The sequence below is a fragment of the Microbacterium sp. MYb62 genome (genome assembly GCF_002979475.1).
In the GTDB taxonomy this organism is placed as follows: Bacteria; Actinomycetota; Actinomycetes; order Actinomycetales; family Microbacteriaceae; genus Microbacterium.
This window is the reverse complement of the sequence record NZ_PCOY01000013.1, coordinates 19,402-39,701: the sequence shown is the minus strand read 5'-3', so window position 1 is coordinate 39,701 and position 20,300 is coordinate 19,402. Positions and strand designations below refer to the sequence as shown.

20 protein-coding genes are annotated in these 20,300 nt (G+C 68.9%); 1 reads left to right on the top strand and 19 read right to left on the bottom strand.

All coding sequences use genetic code 11. From position 1 onward, the window contains the following. Window positions 1-29: 29 nt before the first annotated feature. The 17 genes from CQ042_RS13395 to CQ042_RS13320 form a co-directional block, all read right to left on the bottom strand. Window positions 30-410, bottom strand: coding sequence for a PIN domain-containing protein (locus CQ042_RS13395; RefSeq protein ID WP_181157567.1), 381 nt, complete (start codon window positions 408-410; stop codon window positions 30-32). Next, window positions 407-664 carry a hypothetical protein gene (locus CQ042_RS20495; RefSeq protein ID WP_181157566.1) on the bottom strand — a complete coding sequence of 86 codons (258 nt, stop codon included), beginning with the start codon at window positions 662-664 and terminating at the stop codon, window positions 407-409. The genes CQ042_RS13395 and CQ042_RS20495 overlap by 4 nt, the downstream gene beginning before the upstream one ends. A 38-nt stretch (window positions 665-702) precedes the next feature. Then, entirely contained in the window at window positions 703-2,280 is a 1,578-nt protein-coding gene (locus CQ042_RS13390) for a Rieske 2Fe-2S domain-containing protein (protein ID WP_105670954.1), read from the bottom strand. Window positions 2,281-2,361: 81 nt separating this feature from the next. After that, on the bottom strand, window positions 2,362-5,325 hold the full coding sequence (locus CQ042_RS13385) for a DEAD/DEAH box helicase (RefSeq protein ID WP_105670953.1): 2,964 nt from the start codon (window positions 5,323-5,325) through the stop codon (window positions 2,362-2,364). 47 nt (window positions 5,326-5,372) lie between these two features. Then, the gene (gene nusB / locus CQ042_RS13380; protein ID WP_105670952.1) at window positions 5,373-5,783 is read right to left on the bottom strand and encodes a transcription antitermination factor NusB; all 411 of its coding nucleotides are present in this window, start codon (window positions 5,781-5,783) and stop codon (window positions 5,373-5,375) included. Between the two features lie 3 nt (window positions 5,784-5,786). Beyond that, complete coding sequence (gene efp / locus CQ042_RS13375) at window positions 5,787-6,347, bottom strand: elongation factor P (RefSeq protein WP_017830556.1); 561 nt, start codon at window positions 6,345-6,347, stop codon at window positions 5,787-5,789. A 55-nt stretch (window positions 6,348-6,402) separates the two neighbouring features. Further along, entirely contained in the window at window positions 6,403-6,840 is a 438-nt protein-coding gene (gene aroQ / locus CQ042_RS13370) for a type II 3-dehydroquinate dehydratase (RefSeq protein ID WP_105670951.1), read from the bottom strand. Then, window positions 6,837-7,925 carry a 3-dehydroquinate synthase gene (gene aroB, locus CQ042_RS13365; protein WP_105670950.1) on the bottom strand — a complete coding sequence of 363 codons (1,089 nt, stop codon included), beginning with the start codon at window positions 7,923-7,925 and terminating at the stop codon, window positions 6,837-6,839. Before aroB ends, aroQ begins: the two co-directional genes overlap by 4 nt. Then, window positions 7,922-8,443: a shikimate kinase gene (locus CQ042_RS13360; RefSeq protein ID WP_105670949.1), complete on the bottom strand. Its 522-nt coding sequence runs from the start codon at window positions 8,441-8,443 to the stop codon at window positions 7,922-7,924. Before CQ042_RS13360 ends, aroB begins: the two co-directional genes overlap by 4 nt. Continuing rightward, window positions 8,427-9,656: a chorismate synthase gene (gene aroC, locus CQ042_RS13355; protein ID WP_105670948.1), complete on the bottom strand. Its 1,230-nt coding sequence runs from the start codon at window positions 9,654-9,656 to the stop codon at window positions 8,427-8,429. Before aroC ends, CQ042_RS13360 begins: the two co-directional genes overlap by 17 nt. A 60-nt stretch (window positions 9,657-9,716) precedes the next feature. Further along, a complete protein-coding gene (locus CQ042_RS13350) occupies window positions 9,717-10,529 on the bottom strand; it encodes a shikimate dehydrogenase (RefSeq protein ID WP_105670947.1) in 813 nt (270 codons plus the stop codon). A 3-nt stretch (window positions 10,530-10,532) separates the two neighbouring features. Beyond that, entirely contained in the window at window positions 10,533-12,032 is a 1,500-nt protein-coding gene (gene mltG / locus CQ042_RS13345) for an endolytic transglycosylase MltG (RefSeq protein ID WP_105670946.1), read from the bottom strand. 2 nt (window positions 12,033-12,034) lie between these two features. After that, window positions 12,035-12,508: a Holliday junction resolvase RuvX gene (gene ruvX / locus CQ042_RS13340; RefSeq protein WP_105670945.1), complete on the bottom strand. Its 474-nt coding sequence runs from the start codon at window positions 12,506-12,508 to the stop codon at window positions 12,035-12,037. Further along, complete coding sequence (gene alaS / locus CQ042_RS13335) at window positions 12,505-15,165, bottom strand: alanine--tRNA ligase (RefSeq protein ID WP_105670944.1); 2,661 nt, start codon at window positions 15,163-15,165, stop codon at window positions 12,505-12,507. The genes ruvX and alaS overlap by 4 nt, the downstream gene beginning before the upstream one ends. Window positions 15,166-15,220: 55 nt before the next feature. Continuing rightward, window positions 15,221-15,409: a hypothetical protein gene (locus tag CQ042_RS13330; protein WP_017202147.1), complete on the bottom strand. Its 189-nt coding sequence runs from the start codon at window positions 15,407-15,409 to the stop codon at window positions 15,221-15,223. A 111-nt stretch (window positions 15,410-15,520) separates the two neighbouring features. Further along, entirely contained in the window at window positions 15,521-16,150 is a 630-nt protein-coding gene (rpsD, locus tag CQ042_RS13325) for a 30S ribosomal protein S4 (protein ID WP_105670943.1), read from the bottom strand. Between the two features lie 182 nt (window positions 16,151-16,332). Then, window positions 16,333-17,724: a replication-associated recombination protein A gene (locus CQ042_RS13320; RefSeq protein ID WP_105670942.1), complete on the bottom strand. Its 1,392-nt coding sequence runs from the start codon at window positions 17,722-17,724 to the stop codon at window positions 16,333-16,335. 103 nt (window positions 17,725-17,827) lie between these two features. On the opposite strand from CQ042_RS13320, the gene CQ042_RS13315 reads away from it, so the two are divergent. Further along, entirely contained in the window at window positions 17,828-18,130 is a 303-nt protein-coding gene (locus CQ042_RS13315) for a hypothetical protein (protein ID WP_105670941.1), read from the top strand. A gap of 32 nt (window positions 18,131-18,162) precedes the next feature. Here the strand turns inward: CQ042_RS13315 and CQ042_RS13310 are convergent, their stop codons facing one another. Together CQ042_RS13310 and CQ042_RS13305 are read right to left on the bottom strand one after the other, a co-directional pair. Further along, window positions 18,163-18,900 (bottom strand): winged helix-turn-helix domain-containing protein, encoded by a 738-nt coding sequence (locus CQ042_RS13310; protein ID WP_105670940.1) that lies wholly within the window; start codon window positions 18,898-18,900, stop codon window positions 18,163-18,165. After that, entirely contained in the window at window positions 18,897-20,294 is a 1,398-nt protein-coding gene (locus CQ042_RS13305; protein ID WP_181157565.1) for an NAD(P)/FAD-dependent oxidoreductase, read from the bottom strand. The genes CQ042_RS13310 and CQ042_RS13305 overlap by 4 nt, the downstream gene beginning before the upstream one ends. Window positions 20,295-20,300: the final 6 nt, after the last annotated feature.

Here is a 20,300-nt window from a genome sequence, read left to right as displayed (position 1 = left end):
TTGCTTGTCATCTCAGTCTATCGGAGCGATCAGACACCGACGACAGTGACGCCGCGTTCGCGGGCGACGTCGGCGAGGCGACGATCGAAAGTGGCGAGTGTGGCGCCGAAGGCTTCCGCCGTCACCAGGACGGCGCAATCCGGAAGCTTGAGCGACGATGCTGCCCGCAGGCGCGCGATGCGCACCGCTTCGTCCACGGTCTCTTCGCGCCTCTGCAACCCGAGGGAGTCGATCTTCGCGAGGTCGACCCGCTCCGTGCCCATGCGAGCAGGATGAATCAGAGCTTCCGCCAGTGACAGCGGATGGATCAGGAGCTCCTCCTCGGTGTCGAGGATCGCGAACGCTGCGTCCTGATGGGCATCATCCACCGAAAGATGTGCGATGAGCACACCGGCGTCCAGGACGATCACTCCGGCCAGTCCTTCCGAAGGTCTTCGAGGTAGCCGGGAGGGTACGCGATCGTTCCTCGGGTCGCCTCCAGTGCGGCTCGTCGCGCCGCCCGCTTCACCGAACGCCTGTCGGCGAGCGTCTCGGCGCCCAGCGCCGCCAGCCTCGCGACGAGTTCGGACTTCGGCAGTCCGGGCCACTCCTGCTCCGCGAGCTCGAGTGCACCGCGGAGCTGCGCGGTCTGGGTGACCTGAATCCGCGTCAAGGCTGTGGGCATGCCGTTAGAGTACCACCGCGTCGCCGAGGTGGTACAGGTCAGCTGGCCTCCTGGAGCACGGGGTCGGTGACGTCGTCGATCTTGGAGGAGCGGATCGCATGCCCGGCGGTCGACAGGCATCGACCGGTCTTCAGGTCCCACTTCCAGTCATGCATGCTGCACGTGAGGATGCCGTCCTCGTCGACCGTGCCCGTCCGAGTGAGGTCGGCACGGAGGTGCGGGCAGCGACGCTGCACGACCCAGTCGCCGATCTCGGCGTCCTCGGTCTGGTCGGTCTGCTCCTGGTACCAGTTCTCGACGTACTCGATGCGGTCGACCGAGAGGCACTTGAGGAACGTGGTGAGGAACTCGTTGAACTTGCCGCTGCGGCCCACCGAGAACTGCATCGACAGGAAGATCGAGTTCGACCAGTCGATCTCGTGGTCGACGATGTTGGTCGAGACGAGGTCGGCGGGGATCGTGTACCAGTACACGCACTCCTCGCCCGCGTACTCGCGGACCTTCGCACGCGGGAAGTCCACGACCATGTCGAGGTCGCCGATGCGGAAGCGCACGCACCCGCCGACGCCGAGCCGGATCGTGCGGGACTTCTTCAGCAGCGGCTCCCACCAGCTCTTGATCGCTTCGAGCATCTCGGCGGGCGGGATGATCTCGGCGCGAGACGCCTCCTCGTCGCGGATCTCCTGCTGACGGCTCGCCCGCTGCTCCTCGAGGTAGTCCCACTTCTCATCGAAGATGTGCGCGATCTCGGCGTCGGTGTAGAGCGTCTGCTCGCTCGTGACGGCTCCGCCCTCGACCGTGACCACGGTGCCGGGGATGAAGAGCTGCCCGTCGTACTGCGGCGCGAGCTCCCTCATGTGCGCGAGGAACTGCTTCTGATCCGTGAAGATCGACTCGCCGTTCTTGCCGAGGCCGTTGAAGTCGAACAGGTCGTCGCGCAGGAACATGGGCGGGCCCGCCATCGGGAAGACGTGCGGCGCGTCGACCTTCTCGATGTAGTACATCGCGCGCTTGTTCTGCGCCTCGCGCTTGAGGCGGGCGAAGTTCTGCTTGGCGTCGAGCGGCAGGTCGTAGACCATGGGCCACCAGATGGCGCCGGACACCTGGGTGAAGTACGCGTCGGGCTTTCCGAAATCGAGCAGCTTCTCGAGGTCGAGCGGGTGGGAGTCGTTCTGGTTCAGCATCGATCCGGTGCCGTCGTCGACGCTCAGCGAGGAGTCTCCGATGGGCCCGTCGCTCGGAGCGCGCAGCGGCGTGATCATCATCTTGAGCTCGCCGCGCTGGATCACCTGACCGGCCGGCGCGTAGGTGATGTTCGTGTAGCCGAGGGCCCGGATGTCCTTCTCGAGGTCATCGGTCGGATACTCCGGGAGCAGCACCTCGATGTCCTTGCGGATGTATCGCTCGAGGAGGCGCGGATCGAAGTGGTCGCGGTGGCGGTGCGAGATCCAGAGGAAGTCGGCGTCGCGTCCGAAGCGTTCCCAGTCGAGGCCCCGGTTGTCCGGGAACGGGAACCAGGATCCGTAGAACGAGGGTCCGAGGACCGGGTCGCAGATGATGTTCCCGCCGACCGTCTCGATGAACATCCCGGCGTGGCCGAGTCCCGTGATCCGCATTGCATTCCTCCCGAAAGTGAACCGTACGATTGTACCGAGGGCTCCCTGTGCGCCCGGTCGACCCGGCCGTGAGTATTCCGGTCAGCTCTCGAACAGGCCTCGGATGTCGTCGGCGGAGAGCGACTGCGCGAACAGCGCCTCGTCGTCGAGCACGGCGGTGAACAGCCTCGCCTTGCGGCGCTGCAGGTCGAGCACCTTCTCCTCGATCGTGCCGGTGGCGATCATCCGATAGACGAAGACCTGACTGCGCTGCCCGATGCGATGCGTGCGGTCGACCGCCTGCGCTTCGGCTGCCGGGTTCCACCACGGGTCGAGCAGGAACACGTAGTCGGCTTCCGTCAGAGTGAGTCCGAATCCGCCGGCCTTCAGGCTGATCAGGAAGACCGGCTGCTCCCCCGAGGTGAACCCCTCGACGACCTTCTGCCGGTGGCGCGTCGACCCGTCGAGATGCGCGTACGGGATGCCCGCGGCATCGAGACGCGCCGCCGCCAGATCGAGGAACGACGTGAACTGGCTGAACACGAGCGCCCGATGTCCCTCGGCCTGCAACTCGATCACGCGCTCGAGCAGCACATCGAGCTTGCGCGAGCCGAGCTTCGCGTCCGCGGGGTCGATCAGCCCCGGGGCGAGACTGAGCATTCGCATCAGCGTGAGCGAACGGAACACGATGAAGCGGTTGCGGTCGAGGTCTTCCAGCAGCCCCAGCACCTTCTGCCGCTCTCGCTGCAGGACCGTCTCATAGAGGGCGCGATGCGAGGATCCGAGCTCGACCTGGAGGATCTGCTCCTGCTTGGCCGGGAGGTCGGGTGCCACGAGCTCCTTGGTGCGTCGCAGCAGCAGGGGACGGATACGGCGACGCAGCTGGTCGAGGCGACGCTGACGGTAGGCGCCGCCCTCCTCGTTCTCCGGCACCTTCCCCTGCTCGATCGGTTGGATGTACTGCTCGCGGAACTTCCGCGCGGAGGCGAAGAGGCCGGGCGCGGTGAGCGTGAGCAGCGCCCACAGCTCGCTGAGACTGTTCTCCATCGGTGTGCCTGTGACCGCGAACGTCACCTCGGCATGGAACGAGGCGACGGCACGGTGCAGCTTGGTCGCGGGATTCTTCACGAACTGGGCTTCGTCGAGGATGAGACCGGCCCATGCCACATCGGCGTACGCGGCCTCGTCGAGACGCGCGACCGCATACGTTGTGATCACCAGGTCGATCTCGGCAAGCAGGCCGGTCAGCGGCGGGCCCTGCGTGCTCTCCCGGAGCAGAACCCGCAGCGCCGGTGCGAAGCGGGTGGCTTCCGTGCGCCAGGTCGTGAGCACCGACGTCGGCACGATCACGAGGAAGGGACGCCGCTCCCCCGACGCCCGTGCATGCACGATGAGCGCGAGGAGCTGCAGCGTCTTACCGAGTCCCATGTCGTCGGCGAGGATCCCGCCCAGGCGATGGCTCCACAGGAAGGCGAGCCAGTCGAGGCCCTCCTTCTGGTACGGCCGCAGCTCGGCGGTGATCCCCGACGGCACCGACACGGCGGGCACCGAGGTGGCGGTGCGGAGACCGTCGGCGGTCGCGCGCCAGGCGACGGCGGGAACCGCCTCGTCCGCGAGGTCTTCGAACTCCTCCCAGAGGTCGGTCTGGTGGCGATTGATCCGAGGGCCGGTCTCCCACTCGTCGAGCTCGCCTGACTCGTCGATCAGCTCCCGCAGGCGATCGAGTGCGCGATGGTTCAACGAGAAGTAGTTGCCATCCACCAGGAGGAGCTTCTTCCGGCCCTTGCTGAGCGCCGTGAACAGCGGCTCGAACGGGATGGTGCGCCCGTCGATCTTGACCAGCACACCGAGGTCGAACCAGTCGGGGTCGCTGCTCTCGACGGTGGAGACGGTGATCTCCGGCTCGCCCGTGAGCTCGTGATAGCTCTTTCGACGGCCCGAGACGGTGACCGTGACGCCTTCGGCCTCGAGCGCCGGCACCACGCGGGTGGCGAACTCGGCAGCGGCGACGTCGTGGAACGAGCCCGTTGCGGTGAGCTCCTCGCCGAGATGCTCCGTCCACACGGCCTGGAGTGCGTCGCGGAGGACATCCTCGGCTGCGGTGTCGCGCACGGCATCCCCTCCGGGGGGAAACGGCAGGCGCCCGAATCCGCGGTAGTCCCATTCGAACGCGTACGTGACCGTGTCGCCGCGGTGGAACGAGAGATCCAGCACCGGCCGGGGCGCCGGTAGATCCGGCAGCTCGACGCGACCGACGGCGCGCACCTCGATGCGTCGCGCGAGCAGCGGATAGGCATCCCGGAAGAAGGCCGACTCCTCGCGTGCCGGCACCGCGATCCCCTCCCCGGCTCCGAGAAGAGCATGGACGGGTTCGCTGACGGGCACCTCGGCGAGCGTCACGCGGATCCTGGTACCCCGCTGCGCGACTTCGTACACGCCACTGTGCCCGATCGTGCGCACGGCGAACGGATCCACCTCGCGTCCGTCGATCGTGATGTCGGGGTGCACGACGAGGCCGCCGTCGTCGTCGCGCCCGACGGTGGCGCCGATCGTGGCGCGATCCGCCAACAGGACCGTCGTGCTCTTCTGCGTGGCGACGAGGGGGATGCCGACGTCGACGCCCGCGCGCAGGTGTCCCCAGAGCAGCCCGGACTCGATCAGGTCGGCGACCAGCCAGTCACCGGCCGTGCCGGACAGCAGCGTGTCACGAGCGATGCTGAGCAGGTCGGCGAACCATCGTGACCGGTCGCGTCCGTACTGGGTGGGTGAACGTCGCACGGCATCCCACGTCGCCGCTCCCTGCACCCAGGAGCCGGTCGCCGCGCTCCTCTCGAGCGGGCGGATGCCGAGCAGGATCTCGCCGGTGCGCTTCGCGACGTCGCGCGCGGTGGCGGTGCGCTGCGGACGTGACGCCCACGGATTCGCCCCTCGACCGTCGCGCAGCCGGAGTTCGACACCGAGTGCCAGCGGCGTCGGCGCGGCGTCGGCACGCGCCGGGCCGAGGATCGATCGCCAATCCGCGGACGACGCCCCGTCGGGGCGGGACGGATCGGACGGGAGAGCCATGCTGCCATCCTCTCCGACGCCGCCGACAGTGCCTCGTGTCGGACGGGTCAGGCGGCGCGGGCGACCCTGGCGAGGACGCCGTGCACGAACGCGCCGGAGTCGTCGGTCGAGAACTCCTTCGCGAGCTCCACGGCCTCGTCGATCGCGACGGCGGTGGGCACCTCGTCGTTGCAGAGGATCTCCCACACGGCGATACGGAGCAGGGCACGGTCCACGGCGGGCATCCGCTCGAGCTTCCAGTCCCTGCTGTGGGTCGTGATCTGCTCGTCGATCTCGTCGCGCGAGTCGATGATGCCGTCGACGATCTCGCGCGCGTAGAGCCAGGAGGCCTCACGTGCGGGCTCGCTCGCAGCGCGCTTCGCCTCGGCGGCGAGTGTCACCGCCAGGTCGTCACCGCGCACATCGGCGGAGAACAGGATGTCGAGAGCGCGCTTGCGCGCCTTCGTCCGGGCGCTCACGCCTTACTTCTCGCGGCCGAGGTAGTCACCCGTGCGGGTGTCGACCTTGACCTTGGTGCCGGTCTCGAGGAAGAGCGGCACCTGGATCTCGTAGCCGGTCTCGAGCGTGGCGGGCTTCGTGCCGGCCGACGAACGGTCGCCCTGCAGGCCGGGCTCGGTGTAGGTGACCTCGAGGATCACGGACGCCGGGAGGTCGATGTACAGCGGGTTGCCGTTGTTCATCGCGATCGTCACCTGCTGGTTCTCGAGCAGGAAGTGCTTCGCATCGCCGACCGTCGCGGCGCCGACCGTGATCTGGTCGAAGTCGGTCTGGTCCATGAAGACGTAGCCGTCACCGTCAGTGTAGAGGTACGTGTAGTCGCGGCGGTCGACGTTCTCGATCTCGATCTTCGCGCCGGCGTTGTACGTGCGGTCGACGGTCTTGCCCGACACGACGTTCTTGAGCTTGGTGCGCACGAACGCGCCACCCTTGCCCGGCTTGACGTGCTGGAACTCGATGACGCTCCAGAGCTGCCCGTCGATGCTGAGGACGACGCCGTTCTTGATGTCTGCGGTAGATGCCATGCGCTGCGAGTTCCGTTCGTGAGTCTGCGGGGTCGGGCGGAGCCGACAGTCGATTCTAAGGGATGAGTGCTGCGAGCTGCCGCACGGCGTCCGCGTAGCCGTCGACGCCGTGCCCGACCACGCGGACCGCCGCGACGTCGTCGAGGTAGGAATGATGCCGGAACACCTCGCGCGCGTAGACATCGGAGATGTGCACTTCGGCGAACGGCAGGGACACTCCGGTGAGCGCATCGCGGAGCACGACGGAGGTGTGGGTGAGCCCGCCGGGGTTGATCACGATCCCGGCGCAATCCTCGCGGGCGGCGTGGATCGCGTCGATCAGGACCCCTTCGTGGTTGCTCTGGACCGCGCGCACCTCGAACCCGAGCTCGCTGGCGGCGTCCGCGGTGATCCGCTCCACGTCGGTGAGCGTCGCGGTGCCGTAGATCTCCGGCTCGCGCGTTCCGAGGAGGTTCAGGTTCGGCCCGTTCACGAGCAGGATCCGCCGGGTCACGCACCCACCTCCTGGTAGGCGGCGAACATCAGCGACTCATCCGGAGCCTGCAGCACCGTGGGCTTGGCGATGTCGTCGAGCAGGATGAAGCGCAGCATCCCGCCCCGGCTCTTCTTGTCGCGCTGCATCGTGGCGAGCAGTTGCGGCCAGGCTCCCGCGCGGTACGTGGTGGGAAGGCCCAGCGAGTCGAGGATCGTGCGGTGGCGCTCGGCCGCGGTGTCCGACAGCCGTCCGGCGAGACGCGACAGCTCTGCGGCGTACAGCATGCCGACCGAGATCGCCGCGCCGTGACGCCAGCGGTAGCGTTCGGCGTGCTCGATCGCATGTCCGAGCGTGTGCCCGTAGTTGAGGATCTCGCGGAGCCCGGCCTCACGGAAGTCATCCGCGACGACCTTGGCCTTCATGTCGATCGCGAGCTCGACGGCGCGGCGGAACTCGTCCGTCGTCGTGTCGACGGCACGGGCGGGGTCTGCCTCGATGATGTCGAGGATCTCCGGAGCCCAGATGAACCCGGCCTTCACGACTTCGGCGAATCCCGCGGTGGCCTCGTTCGGGCTCAGGCTCGCCAGCTCGTCGAGGTCGCCGATGACGGCGGTCGGCGCCCAGAACGCGCCGACCAGGTTCTTCCCCTCGGCGGTGTTGACCCCGGTCTTGCCGCCGACGGCGGCGTCGACGAGGCCGAGTACCGTGGTCGGCACCTGGATCAGCTGCACGCCGCGCAGCCAGGTCGCCGCGACGAATCCGGCGAGGTCGGTGACAGCACCACCGCCGTATCCGATGACGGCGTCGCTGCGCGTGAAGTCCGCCTGCCCCATGACCTGCCAGCAGAAGGCGGCGACCTCGATGCGCTTCCCCTGCTCGGCGTCCGGGATCTCGGCGAGCAGCACCTCGCGTGGGCCCTCGGCGGTGTCGGCGAGGAGCCGATCACGGAGCTCCGCCGCGCGCGCGGCCAGCGTCGGCGGGTGCACGACGAGGATCTTGCGCACTCCCGGCGCGAGAGCCGTCGAGACCCGGTCGAGGATTCCTCGCCCGAGGGTGATGTCGTAGGCGTCGTTCCCGGTGACGCCGATGGTCGTCGTGCTCATCGCTGTTCTCTCCTCCATGCCACGATCTCGTCCGCGATCTTCTGCATCGGACGACGTGAGGTGTCGAAGGTCGTCGAGGCGACCTCGGCGTACCACCCCCGACGCTCCTCGAAGATGTTCTTCCAGCGCTCCACCGGATCCTCCTCCCCTGCCAGCAGGGGGCGGTTGCCACCGCGGAGCCGGTCGACCACCGCATCCGCGCTCACCGTCAGGAACACCACGGGATGCGCGCTCAGCAGCTCGCGCGTGGCGGCCTCCGTCACCGCGCCGCCGCCGAGTGAGACGACCCCGCCCTCCTCGAGCGCCTCGGCCACCGCCGCACGCTCGAGATCCCGGAAGTACGCCTCGCCGTGCGCGGCGAAGATGCCGGGGATCGGCCCGTGTGCGGCGACGATGCGCCTGTCGGTGTCGATGAACGCGACCCCGAGTCGTCGGGCGACCCGGCGGCCGACGCTGGTCTTGCCGGCGGCCATCGGACCGACCAGCACCAGCGTCAGCGGATCAGCCGCGCTCGTCATGCGCGATGAGCGCCGCCTCGGACGCGGGGGTCGTACGCAGCTCGGCAGGAATACCGTCGAGGTACCCCTCGAGATTGCGACGCGTCTCGCGGATGCTGTCGCCGCCGAACTTCTCCAGCACCGCGTTCGCGAGCTCGACCGCGACCATGGCCTCGGCGACCACACCGGAGGCCGGCACGGCGCACACGTCGGAGCGCTGATGGTGAGCCGTGGCATCGTCGCCGGTCGCGATGTCGATCGTGCGCAGGGCATGAGGGACCGTGGCGATCGGCTTCATCCCGGCGCGGACGCGCAGCACGGTGCCCGTGGACATGCCGCCCTCGGTGCCGCCGGCGCGGTCGGAGCCACGGGTGATGCCGTCGGCGGTCGCGAAGAGCTCGTCGTGGGCTGCCGATCCGCGGCGCCGCGTGGTCTCGAATCCGTCGCCGACCTCGACGCCCTTGATCGCCTGGATGCTCATCAGCGCCTGAGCGAGTCGTGCGTCCAGGCGACGGTCCCAGTGCACGTGCGAGCCGAGTCCGGGCGGAAGGCCGTAGGCGAGCACCTCGACGATGCCGCCGAGCGTGTCGCCGTCCTTCTTCGCGTCGTCGACCTCCGCGACCATCAGAGCCGACGTCGCCGGATCGAAGCAGCGGAGCGGATCGGCGTCGAGCACATCCACATCGTCCGGGGTCGGCAGCGGGGACCCGTCCGGAACACGCACCGGACCGATCGACAGGGTGTGGCTGACGAGACGGATTCCGAGCTCGCCGAGGAACGACCGGGCGATCGCTCCGAGCGCGACGCGGGCGGCGGTCTCGCGGGCACTCGCACGCTCGAGGATCGGGCGGGCCTCGTCGAAGTCGTACTTCTGCATGCCGACCAGGTCGGCGTGGCCCGGGCGCGGACGCGTCAGAGGAGCACTGCGCCCGCGGGACTTGTCGGTGAGCTCGACGGGTTCGGGGTTCATGACCTCGATCCACTTCGGCCACTCGGTGTTGCCGATGCGCAACGCGATCGGGCTGCCGAGGCTCTTGCCGTGGCGGACGCCGCCGGAGATGGTCAGCTCGTCCTGCTCGAACTTCATGCGTGAGCCGCGGCCGTAGCCGAGCTTGCGACGAGCGAGATCGGCCTGGATGGCCTCGGACGACACCGGGACGCCGGAGGGCAGGCCCTCCATGACGGCGATGAGTTCTGGGCCGTGCGATTCGCCGGCCGTGAGCACGCGGAGCATTGCTCCAGTCTCCCACGGGTTCGGACCCTCGCTGCGCCGCGTTTCGTCCCGCGCGTCGAGTCAGAGAGCGGCGCGCATCGCCGCGATCATCGTCGCCTCATCGGGAAGCGGGACGGCGGGGTCACCATGACGGAAGATCCTGATCTGGCGCACGGCCTGGTGCAGGAGCATCCCGAGCCCGGAGAGGGCCGCGCCGTGCCTCCACGTCGCGGCCAGAGCCGAGGGCCACGGTGCATACGCGGCATCGAAGAGCACACCCCCGGTCGCCGCCAGCGTGGCGGCGACGTCGACCGGGAGCGTCGTGCCGCTGGGCAGGGTCGCGATCGTCAGCTCGACGGCGTCGGCCGGTGCGTCGAGAGGCAGCGCCACCACCTCGATACCCAGCCGCTCGCCGAGTGCGAGGAGGCCAGCGGCACGCTCGGGGCGCCGTGCGCGCACATCCGCATGGGTCGCGCCGATCTCGGACGCGGCGACCAGCGCGGATGACGCCGTCGCCCCTGCGCCCAGGATGCGCACGGACTCGACACGGGTGATGCCTGCTTCGGCCAGGGCGTCGACGATTCCGCCGACGTCGGTGTTGAATCCGACAGGTGCGTTCCCCAGCAGCAGCGTGTTCACGGCGCCCGTGAGCTCCGCGTGGCGATCCTTCGTCACGGCGGCGCGGAACGCCTCCTCCTTCAGCGGCATGGTCAGCGAGAGACCGCGCCAGGAGTCGTCGAGCTCCGCGATGGTCGGCGCGAACTCGTCAGCGGAGATCTGGCGGCGTCCGTAGTCCCAGTCGAGCCCGAGCACCCGGTACGCCGCGGTGTGCAGGTCCGGTGACTTGGAGTGCGCGATCGGGTCGCCCCAGACCGCCAGTCGCGATCGTGCCACCGTTCAGCAGCCGCCCTCGGGGTTCGCCCGGCACCATGCGCGCCACTTCTCGACGCCCTCCTCGTGCTCGGCGAGGGTCTCGGAGAACTGGGTATCCCCCGTCGCGAGGTTGATCGTGACGAAGTACAGCCACGGGCCGTCCGCCGGACTCATCGCGGCCTTGATGGCCGCGTCACTCGGATTGGCGATCGGCGTGACCGGAAGCCCCGTGTGCTTGTAGGTGTTCCAGGCGTTGTCGCTTTCCAGGGCTTCCTTCGAGCTCGAGACGACGCCCTCGTGCAGGGAACCGTATCCGTACTGGGCCGTCGAATCCATCTGCAGCAGCATGTCGATGTCGAGGCGGTTCTGGATGACGCGGGAGACCTTGGGGAAGTCATCCAGCCGGCCTTCCCTCTGGATGATGGAGGCGATCGTCAGCACGCGCTCGGCGTCCGCATCGGGAACACCGGCGGCCGCGAGCGACTCGCGGGTGCGGTCCACCATCCGCTGGATGACCTGCGGCGCCGTCACCTCGGGGTCGAACGTGTACCGCGCGGGGAACAGCCAGCCCTCGAGGCTCGGGGCGTCGACGCCGTACTGCGACGGATCCTGAACCGCGGCCTCGAAGTCCGCGAGGGGAAGCCCGAGCGTGGCTGCCATTTCGGGAAGGGAGGAGACGACCGTGCCTCCCTCGTCGACCATCACCGTGTTCTCGAGCTTGTTGTCCTTGTTCCTCAAAGCTTCGAGGGCGGCCTCGGCGGTCATCTTCTCCTGGAGGCGGTACACACCCGGATAGAAGATGACGGCGATGTTCTCGTCGACCAGGTAGTCGTAGAAGACGTCCTGGGTCTTCGTGACGCCGGCCTCGTAGAGGGCCGTGGACACGGGAGATCCGGTGTCGCCGTCTTTGATCGTGACGAAGACCTCGCCCGTCGCGAGTCCCGGTTCGAAGTCGTCCGGTTCGCCCCAGCCCATGACGTCACTGATCTTGTCGCCGTAGGCGTTCGCGACCCAGACGCCCACGGCGGCCATGCCGCCGAGGATCGCCAGGACGACGATCAGCGCGATCAGGCAGCCCTTACGGCGCTTCTTCTTCTTCGGTTTCGCATCGACATGATCGTCATGCGGCACGAAGAGGTCGTCGAGTCCGCCTCCGATGACCGGCTCCGGTGTGGCGTCGGCTGCCGCGATCGGCGCCACCTGGGGCATCGCGCGGGTGGGTGTCTCCGCCGCATCGGCCGAGGCGCGGACCGGGATCGGCGACGGCGGCGTGGCATCGGCGGCGACGGCTTCGTCTGCCGAGGCGCGCACGGGGACCGGAGAAGGCTCGGAGGGAGCACTCGCCGTGCCCCGCGCCGGTGTGTCACCGGCTGCCGCCTCGCGGGCGGCACGACGCGATCCGGGGGCGGGCGCGCTGTTGTCGACCGTCGGGATCTGCCTGGTGGGTTCGGGCAGGTTCTCGAACAGGTCGCCCAGGCGGGCGTCGGGGTCGTGCCGGGGCGTAGCGCTGTCACGTTCGGACATCGTCAGGCGTGCTCCTCGTCAGGCGAGATGGTGGCACCGGCCGGGTTCCCGGTGCTCTTCTCCATGTCGATCGCCTGCTGCAGAAGCACCACGGCGGCGACCTGATCCACAATGCTACGAGACTTCTTCTGAGATCTCCCGGAACTGCGCAAGGCCGCGTGAGCCGTCACCGTGCTGAGCCGCTCGTCCACCAGCCGCACCGGGATGCCACTGCGCAGCCGCAGAGCGGCGGCGAACTCGCGCGCGTCCGTGGTCGACGGAGTATCCGCACCCTGCATGTTCACCGGGAGTCCGACGACGAATTCCAACGGGTCGTACTCGCCCGCGATCTGCAGGAGGCGATCGATCGATGCGTCGTCACGAGCGACCGTCTCGACGGGCACCGCGAGCATCCCGTCCGGGTCGCAGCGGGCGACACCGACTCTCGCACGTCCGACGTCGATCCCGAGCCGCACGCCGCGGCGGAAGCCGCTCACGCGCCGTGCAGCTCCTGTGAGATGGCGTCGAGCGCCGCCGGGAGGGCCGCAGCATCCGCGCCACCACCCTGCGCGAGGTCGTCTCGTCCGCCGCCACCGCCGCCGAGCACGCCGGCGGCACGCTTCGCGAGCGCACCGGCCTTCGCGCCGGCCGAACGCGCCGCGTCATTGGTCGCCACTACCACGACGGGGCGACCGCTGACGACAGCACCCAATGCGACGACAGCCGCATCGGAGCCGAGCCGGTCGCGAACGCCGTTCACGAGGTCGCGCACATCATCAGCGGATGCGACCTCGCCGAGGTTCTGTGCAGCCAGGCGATACGCACCGACACGGGTCGCCGCCTCGACGATGGCCGGGACCTGGCCCGCGCGCTCCTTCGCCTCGAACTGGGCGATGCGCTTCTCCGCCGCCTTCAGGCTCGCCGTGAGATCGGCGATCCGCTCGGGCAGCTGCTCGCGGGGCGTCTTCAGCGAGCTGGTGAGCTGCGACACGATCGCGCGCTCGGCCGCGAGCTCGCGGAACGCGTCCGCACCGACGAGCGCTTCGATACGGCGGTTGGACGCGCCGACGGAGGACTCGCCGACGAGGCTGACCAGGCCGATCTCCGCGCTCGTGCTCACGTGGGTGCCGGCACACAGCTCGCGCGACCACGGGCCGCCGATGTCGACCATGCGGACGACATCGCCGTACTTCTCGCCGAAGAGCGCCATGGCACCGGCCTCCTTCGCCTCGTCGAGCGAGACGATGCGCGTGGTGACCTCGAGGGCGTCCTGCACCGCACGGTTCGTGATCTCCTCGATCTCGCTGCGGGTGTCCGTGGACAGGGCCTGAGACCAGGCGAAGTCGAAGCGCATGTAACCGGCGCGGTTCAAAGACCCCGCCTGCGTCGCGGTCGGTCCGAGCGTGTCACGCAGGGCGGCGTGCACGAGGTGTGTGGCCGAGTGCGCCTGGCGCGCTGCACGGCGGTTCGCGGCGTCGACGACCGTGGTCGCGATGTCGTCGACGGCAACGCTTCCGCGCGTGACCTCGACGGTGTGGCTGATCAGGCCGGGCACCGGCTTCTGCACGTCGAGCACTTCGAGCACGTAGCCGGGGCCGACGATCGTGCCCTTGTCGGCCACCTGCCCACCCGACTCGGCGTAGAGCGTCGTCTCGGCGAGCACGACCTCGGCGATCTGGCCTTCGGCAGCGCTGCGCACCGGAGCACCGTCGACGAGGAGTCCGAGCACCCGCGACTCGACTTCGAGGGCGGTGTAGCCGTCGAAGCCGGTCTCGCCCAGGGCGCGCAGATCACGGTAGACCGACACGTCTGCGAGCTGCCGCTTGCGGTTGCGCGCGTCGTCCTTGGCTCGTTGACGCTGCTCCTGCATGAGCGTGTCGAATGCCGCACGGTCGACGTCGAGCCCTGCCTCTTCGGCGACTTCGAGCGTGAGGTCGATCGGGAAGCCGTACGTGTCGTGCAGCAGGAAGGCTTCGGGGCCGCTCAGGGTCTTCCCCCCGCCCTTCCTGGTCTCGTCGAGCGCGAGATCGAGGATCGTGGAGCCGGCGACGAGCGTGCGGCGGAACGTCTCCTCCTCGGCGAAGGCGGATGCCGACAGCACCGACCAGTCCTTCTCGAGCTCCGGGTAGGTCGTCTTCATCACGTCGCGCGATGCGACGAACAGCTCGGGGAAGACCGGCTCGTCGACACCGAGCAGACGCATCGCACGGACGGTGCGGCGCATCAGTCGGCGCAGGATGTATCCGCGACCTTCGTTGGACGGACGCACGCCGTCGGAGAGGAGCATGAGCGAGGAGCGCACGTGGTCGGCGACGACGCGGAAGCGCACATCATCCTCGTGCTGCACGCCGTAGCGGCGCCCGGAGAGTTCGATGGCGCGGTCCAGCACCGGACGCACCTGATCCGACTCGTACATGTTCTCGACGCCCTGCTTGAGGAACGCGACGCGCTCCAGCCCCATGCCGGTGTCGATGTTCTTCATCGGCAGCTCGCCCACGATGTCGAACTCGGTCTTGCTGCGGATGTTCTCGAGGTAGTCCTGCATGAACACGAGGTTCCAGATCTCCAGGAACCGCGAGTCGTCGACGGCGGGGCCGCCGTCCTTGCCGTATGCCGGACCGCGATCGAAGAAGATCTCCGAGTCGGGTCCACCGGGGCCGGGCTGACCGGTGTTCCAGTAGTTGTCCGCGCGTCCGAGCCGCTGGATGCGTTCCGGCTTCACACCGATGATGTCGCGCCAGATCGCCTCGGCCTCGTCGTCGGTCTCATAGACGGTGATCCACAGGTCCTTCTCGTCGAAACCGAGACCCCCGTCGGACTCGGAGCTCGTCAGCAGCTCCCAGGCGTAGCGGATCGCGCCTTCCTTGAAGTAGTCGCCGAAAGACCAGTTGCCCAGCATCTGGAAGAACGTGCCGTGGCGGGCTGTGCGTCCGACCTCTTCGATGTCGTTGGTGCGGATGCACTTCTGCACGTCGGCGATGCGCGGGTGAGGTGCGGGGACGACACCCGTGAGGTACGGGATCATCGGCACCATTCCGGCGACCGTGAAGAGCAGGGACGGGTCGTCGCTGACCAGCGATGCCGAGGGGACGATGAGGTGGTCGTTCTTCTCGAAGAAGTCGAGGTAACGCTGCGCGATCTCCGCAGTTTTCATAGAGTGCCGGGTGTCCTTGCGTGAAGATGCCGCGCCGAGGCGCTGCTGCGGTGGTTCAGTTGTCGCCCGGCTCCGTGAGCCGTGCCTCCTGCTCGCGGTAGGCGTCGCCGAGGATCGCGGTGAAACCGTTGATCCGGGCGTCGACCTCGGCGAGGATGTCGTGACCACGCGGGTCCTTGTTCATGAAGTGAGCCGCGACGAAGCCGCCGATCACACCGATCAGGAACCACAGCACGTTCTTCATGTCGCCATCCTTGCCTTTGACCCGCGAAGGCGCGGTGTCACCATCGTATGCGGAAACGACAGGAGGCGTCGGGAATCCCGACGCCTCCTGCCTGATTGCTCTGTCGCTGGATCAGCGAGCCGCGTAGTACTCGACGACGAGCTGCACTTCACAGGTCACGGGGACCTCGGCGCGCTTCGGACGACGGATCAGACGCGACTGCAGCTTGTCGAGCTCGACCTCGAGGTAGCCAGGGACGGGGGGCAGGACCTCGGCGTGACCGCCGGCTGCTGCCACCTGGAAGGGCTCGGTGCCCTCGCTCTTGGCCTTGACGTGGATGAGCTGACCCGGCTTCACGCGGAACGACGGGCGGTCGACGAGCTGGCCGTCGACGAGGATGTGACGGTGCACGACGAGCTGGCGAGCCTGCGCGGTGGTGCGGGCGAAGCCCGAACGCACGACGAGGGCGTCGAGACGCATCTCGAGCAGCTCGACCAGGTTCTCACCGGTCAGGCCGTCCTGGCGGCGAGCCTCGTTGAACGTGTTGCGCATCTGCTTCTCGCGGATGCCGTACTGCTCGCGCAGACGCTGCTTCTCACGCAGACGGACGGCGTAGTCGCTGTCCGCCTTGCGCTTGGTGCGGCCGTGCTCGCCCGGAGCGTAGGGACGCTTCTCGAGGTAGCGGGCGGCCTTCGGGGTGAGCGGGATGCCAAGGGCACGGCTCAGACGCACCTTGCGGCGGTCCTGGGACTTCGTGGTCACGAAGTTGTCCTTCCGATGACGTGGTCGCGTCTTTCACGACTCACGGACGTATCGTCCGCGTTCTGCCTGGGAGCGCACGCCGGGGCGCCATCAAGGTGTGGTGTGAACGAGGAGATGCCCGAAAACTCGGTTTCGAGCCGCTCAAGTCTAACAGATCGTGGTTCCCCGTCGAATCGGCGGGGTCAGCGGTCGCCGAGGATGCGACGGATGCGCTCGAGACGCGCACCGATGTCGCGCTCCGCTCCGAGGTTCTTCGGCTCGTAGTAGTGCCGTCCGTCCAGCTCATCCGGCAGATACTGCTGAGGCACGATCCCGAACTCGCTGTCGTGCGAGTAGATGTAGCCGCGTCCGTGGCCGAGGCGTTTGGCACCCGGATAGTGCGCATCCCGCAGATGCAGCGGCACGCGGCCGAAACCGCCGGCGCGGATGTCGGCGATCGCGGCATCGATGCCCACATAGGCCGCGTTCGATTTGGCGGTGGTCGCCAGGTACACCGTCGCTTCCGCGAGGGGGATGCGCCCCTCCGGCATGCCGATGAACGCCACGGCATCCGCTGCGGCGACGGCGATGGCGAGGGCCTGCGGGTCGGCGAGACCCACGTCTTCGGATGCGGAGATCACCAGACGCCGGGCGATGAACCGCGGGTCCTCCCCCGCCTCGATCATCCGCGCGAGGTAGTGCAGGGCGGCGTCGGGATCCGAGCCCCTGATCGATTTGATGAAGGCGCTGATGACGTCGTAGTGCTCGTCCCCCTGCCGGTCGTAGCGCAGCAGGGCTTTGTCGACCGCCTGCGCGATGTCGTCGGCCGACACCTCCGGCACTCCTGTGCCTTCAGTCGCGTCTTCAGAATCGTCGCCGGAAGCGGCTTCATCGCCATCGGCAGACGCCGCCGCGGCGTGGGACAGCGCGACCGCTGCTCCGGCCTCGAGCCCGGTGAGGGCGCGCCGCGCGTCGCCCGACGCCAGTCGGACCAGGGACGATCGTGCCTCGACGCTGAGGGTGACGGCACCGTTGAGCCCGCGGGCGTCGTCGACCGCGCGGTCGACGAGCAGCCCGATGTCGTCGTCGGTCAGCGGCTGGAGGGTCAGCAGGAGCGAGCGGGAGAGCAGCGGCGAGATGACGGAGAAGGACGGGTTCTCGGTCGTCGCGGCGATCAGGATCACCCAGCCGTTCTCGACGCCGGGCAGGAGCGCATCCTGTTGAGCCTTCGTGAAGCGGTGTATCTCGTCGAGGAAGAGGATCGTCGTCTGTCCGTAGAGGTCGCGCTGCGTGATCGCCTCCTGCATGACCTCGCGCACGTCCTTCACCCCCGCGGTGATCGCCGAGAGCTCGACGAATCGACGCCCGGACGAGCGGGCGATCGCCTGCGCGAGTGTCGTCTTCCCGGTGCCCGGCGGCCCCCACAGGATGATCGACACGGCCCCCGGCGACGTGGCGTCCGGGTCGGCGAGTGCGACGATCGGCGAGCCGGCGCGCAACAGATGACGCTGCCCCGCGACCTCGGCGAGGGACACCGGACGCATGCGCACGGCGAGGGGCGTCTGCCCGGAGAGCAGCGCGGCAGGAGACGTCATCGCTCCAGGCTAACGGCGGGCCCCGACACTTCGGTGAACAGCCGCGTCCCGGTAGGCTCTCAGGCGACGTCGTCGAGCGACGTTCGGACGGGAGATCCAGGGCATGGCCGCACGCGGTTCCAAGAACGCACAGGCGCGCACGTCGGCGGAGCGCGCACGGCTGCACACCGCGCGCACCCGATGGCATGAGGGACAGATCCGCCGTCGGATCCGCGACAACACGATCGCCGCCATCGTCGGCAGCCTCATCGTCGTCGCGGCGATCGGCAGCCAGGTCGTTCATGCGCAGGTCACCGTCCCGGAGCCGGAATCGACGCCGTCACCCTCGGTCGAGCCCTCGACGGCACCGACCGAGACTCCACCGGTCACCCCCGATACCGTTCCCTCGGACGCGCCGGCGGAGTAGTCGCCGCACGCCGCACCGGCGACGCTCCGCGATCACTCCTCGGCGACCGCGAGGCGATAGCCCCGCTTGACCACGGTCTGAACGAGTTCTCTCCTGTCGAGAGCCTCGCGCAGACGCGCGACGGCGACTTCCACCGCCCGACCGCTGCGCCGGCCGGGAAGCGACCTTCCCAGTTCCGCTCGCGAGAGGACACGGCCTCGGGCGAGGAACAGCGCCTCGATGATTCCGGTGGCGCCCGGCGAGAGAGGAATGAAGCGTTCGTCGACGACGACGCCGCCGCTGCGCACCTCGAGGCGCCCGACGTCGGTGGGCAGCGACGCAACCCCGCTGCCGTAGTGCGCCAGCACGCCGCGCACGAGTGCGGTCGCGGTGGGCTGCTCGGCGGATCGCGCAGGAAGGCGTGCCGCGTGCAGACGTGCGGCCTCCCCCTCGTCCCGCGCGAACAGGATCAGCCGCCCCGTCGCCGCTCTTCGGCGATTCGCGTCGAGCACGCCTGCACTCTCCGCGGTCGTGACCCAGGACGCGGACGACGAGGGGAAGAGCACGGCATCGACCCGGCCGAGGCCTGCGCGCTCCACCGCGCGGCGCAGGTCGGCCGGTGTCCGGATCTGCACCACATCCGCGCCTGCCTCCCCGAGGACATCGCCGAGCTCACCGGTTCCCGCAACGTCGCCGGCTGCCGAAGCGGCATCCGCCTGCCCCCACACGCCGGAGACGGCGATGGTGCATCCGCTGAGCGCGTGGTGCGTCCGCGGCCGCGCGATCCTCATGCCGGGTTCTCCACCCGGCCCGACGAACCGAGGAGTGATTCGCCGGCACGCGCCCGTTCACCCCAACCGCGCACGACCGGCCCGCGCGTGGTCTGTCCCCTCGGGCGAGGCGCGGTCCCGGACGCATCCGCTCGTCGTCCCTGGACATCCCGCGGGACCTGTCCGGGCGGCGCCTCGCCTGCGTCGGCACCGACGAGGGCGCCGTCCACGAGACCGGCTGCGACCAGCTGCTCCCACAGCGCGGAGGACTGTTCCGGCCTCGCCCCTCGCAACTCGACTCCCGCCCCGGTGATCCGAGGCCGGACACGGAAGACCTCGGCGATCCGCCCGATGGCCATGAGCTGCCCCGGCGCGATCTCGCCTCCTGCGCCTGTCGATAGGACCACCGGGATGCCGTGGGGCGCGGATCCATCGTGCCCGCGATGGCTCACGTCCTTGCCGAGGAGCCGTGCGGCGGCGAGCTCCGCCATCACCCGTGCAGGAGCGACGGCGTCGATGTGGCGACCTTCGAAGCACGCCGCTTCTCCGATCGCCAGGATGTTCTCATCCGAGGTCCCGCACCGGTCGTCGACGATCACGCCGCCACGCGGATGCACTTCGAGCCCGGCGTTGCGCGCGAGCTCGTCACGCGGATGCACGCCGATGGTGAAGATCACGATGTCCGCGCGCTGGAAACTCCCGTCCTGGAACTCGAGCGCGGTGACCGCACCCGACTCGTCCGGGTCGAGACGCGTCGTCCGTGCGCGGGTTCGCACGGTGATGCCCTTCTCCTCGAGGGCGATCCGCCGCACCGTCGCGGCCGTCTGATCCAGCTCTGCAGGCAGGAGATGCTCCGGATGCTGCACGAAGGTCGTGTCGATGCCGAGGTCGTGCAGCGCCTCCGCCGTGGCGAGTCCGGGAGGGCCTCCGCCGATGACCGCACCGCGCAGGGGCCGGCCCAGGATGCGGGAACGGGTGTGCACGAACTCCCGGACCGATTCGGCGTCTTCGATCGTCCGGAGGACGAAACAGCCGGGAAGACGTGCTCCGTCGACCGCGACCCGCGCGGCGAACGAGCCCGTCGCCAGCACGAGCGTGTCGTAGGCGTACGTGCGCCGCGCCCGGGTCCGGACGGTACGCGCGGCCGGATCGATGCGCAGCACCCGATCATCGCGGATGAGCCGCACGCGATCGTCGCCGAACGCTGCGCGTTCGAGCTGGAGCTCGGCGGGATCTCGCCCGGCGAGGACCTCGACCAGAGCGGACCGGTCGTAGGGACCGTGTCCCTCATCGCCGATCACCGTGACCCGCACATCCGTGCTCGGATCGTGGAGCAGACATTCGACGAACCGGTGTGCCGCCATCCCCGCCCCGACGACCAGGATCTCGTTCGTCGGGGACGCGGTGTCGTTCATGCTGCT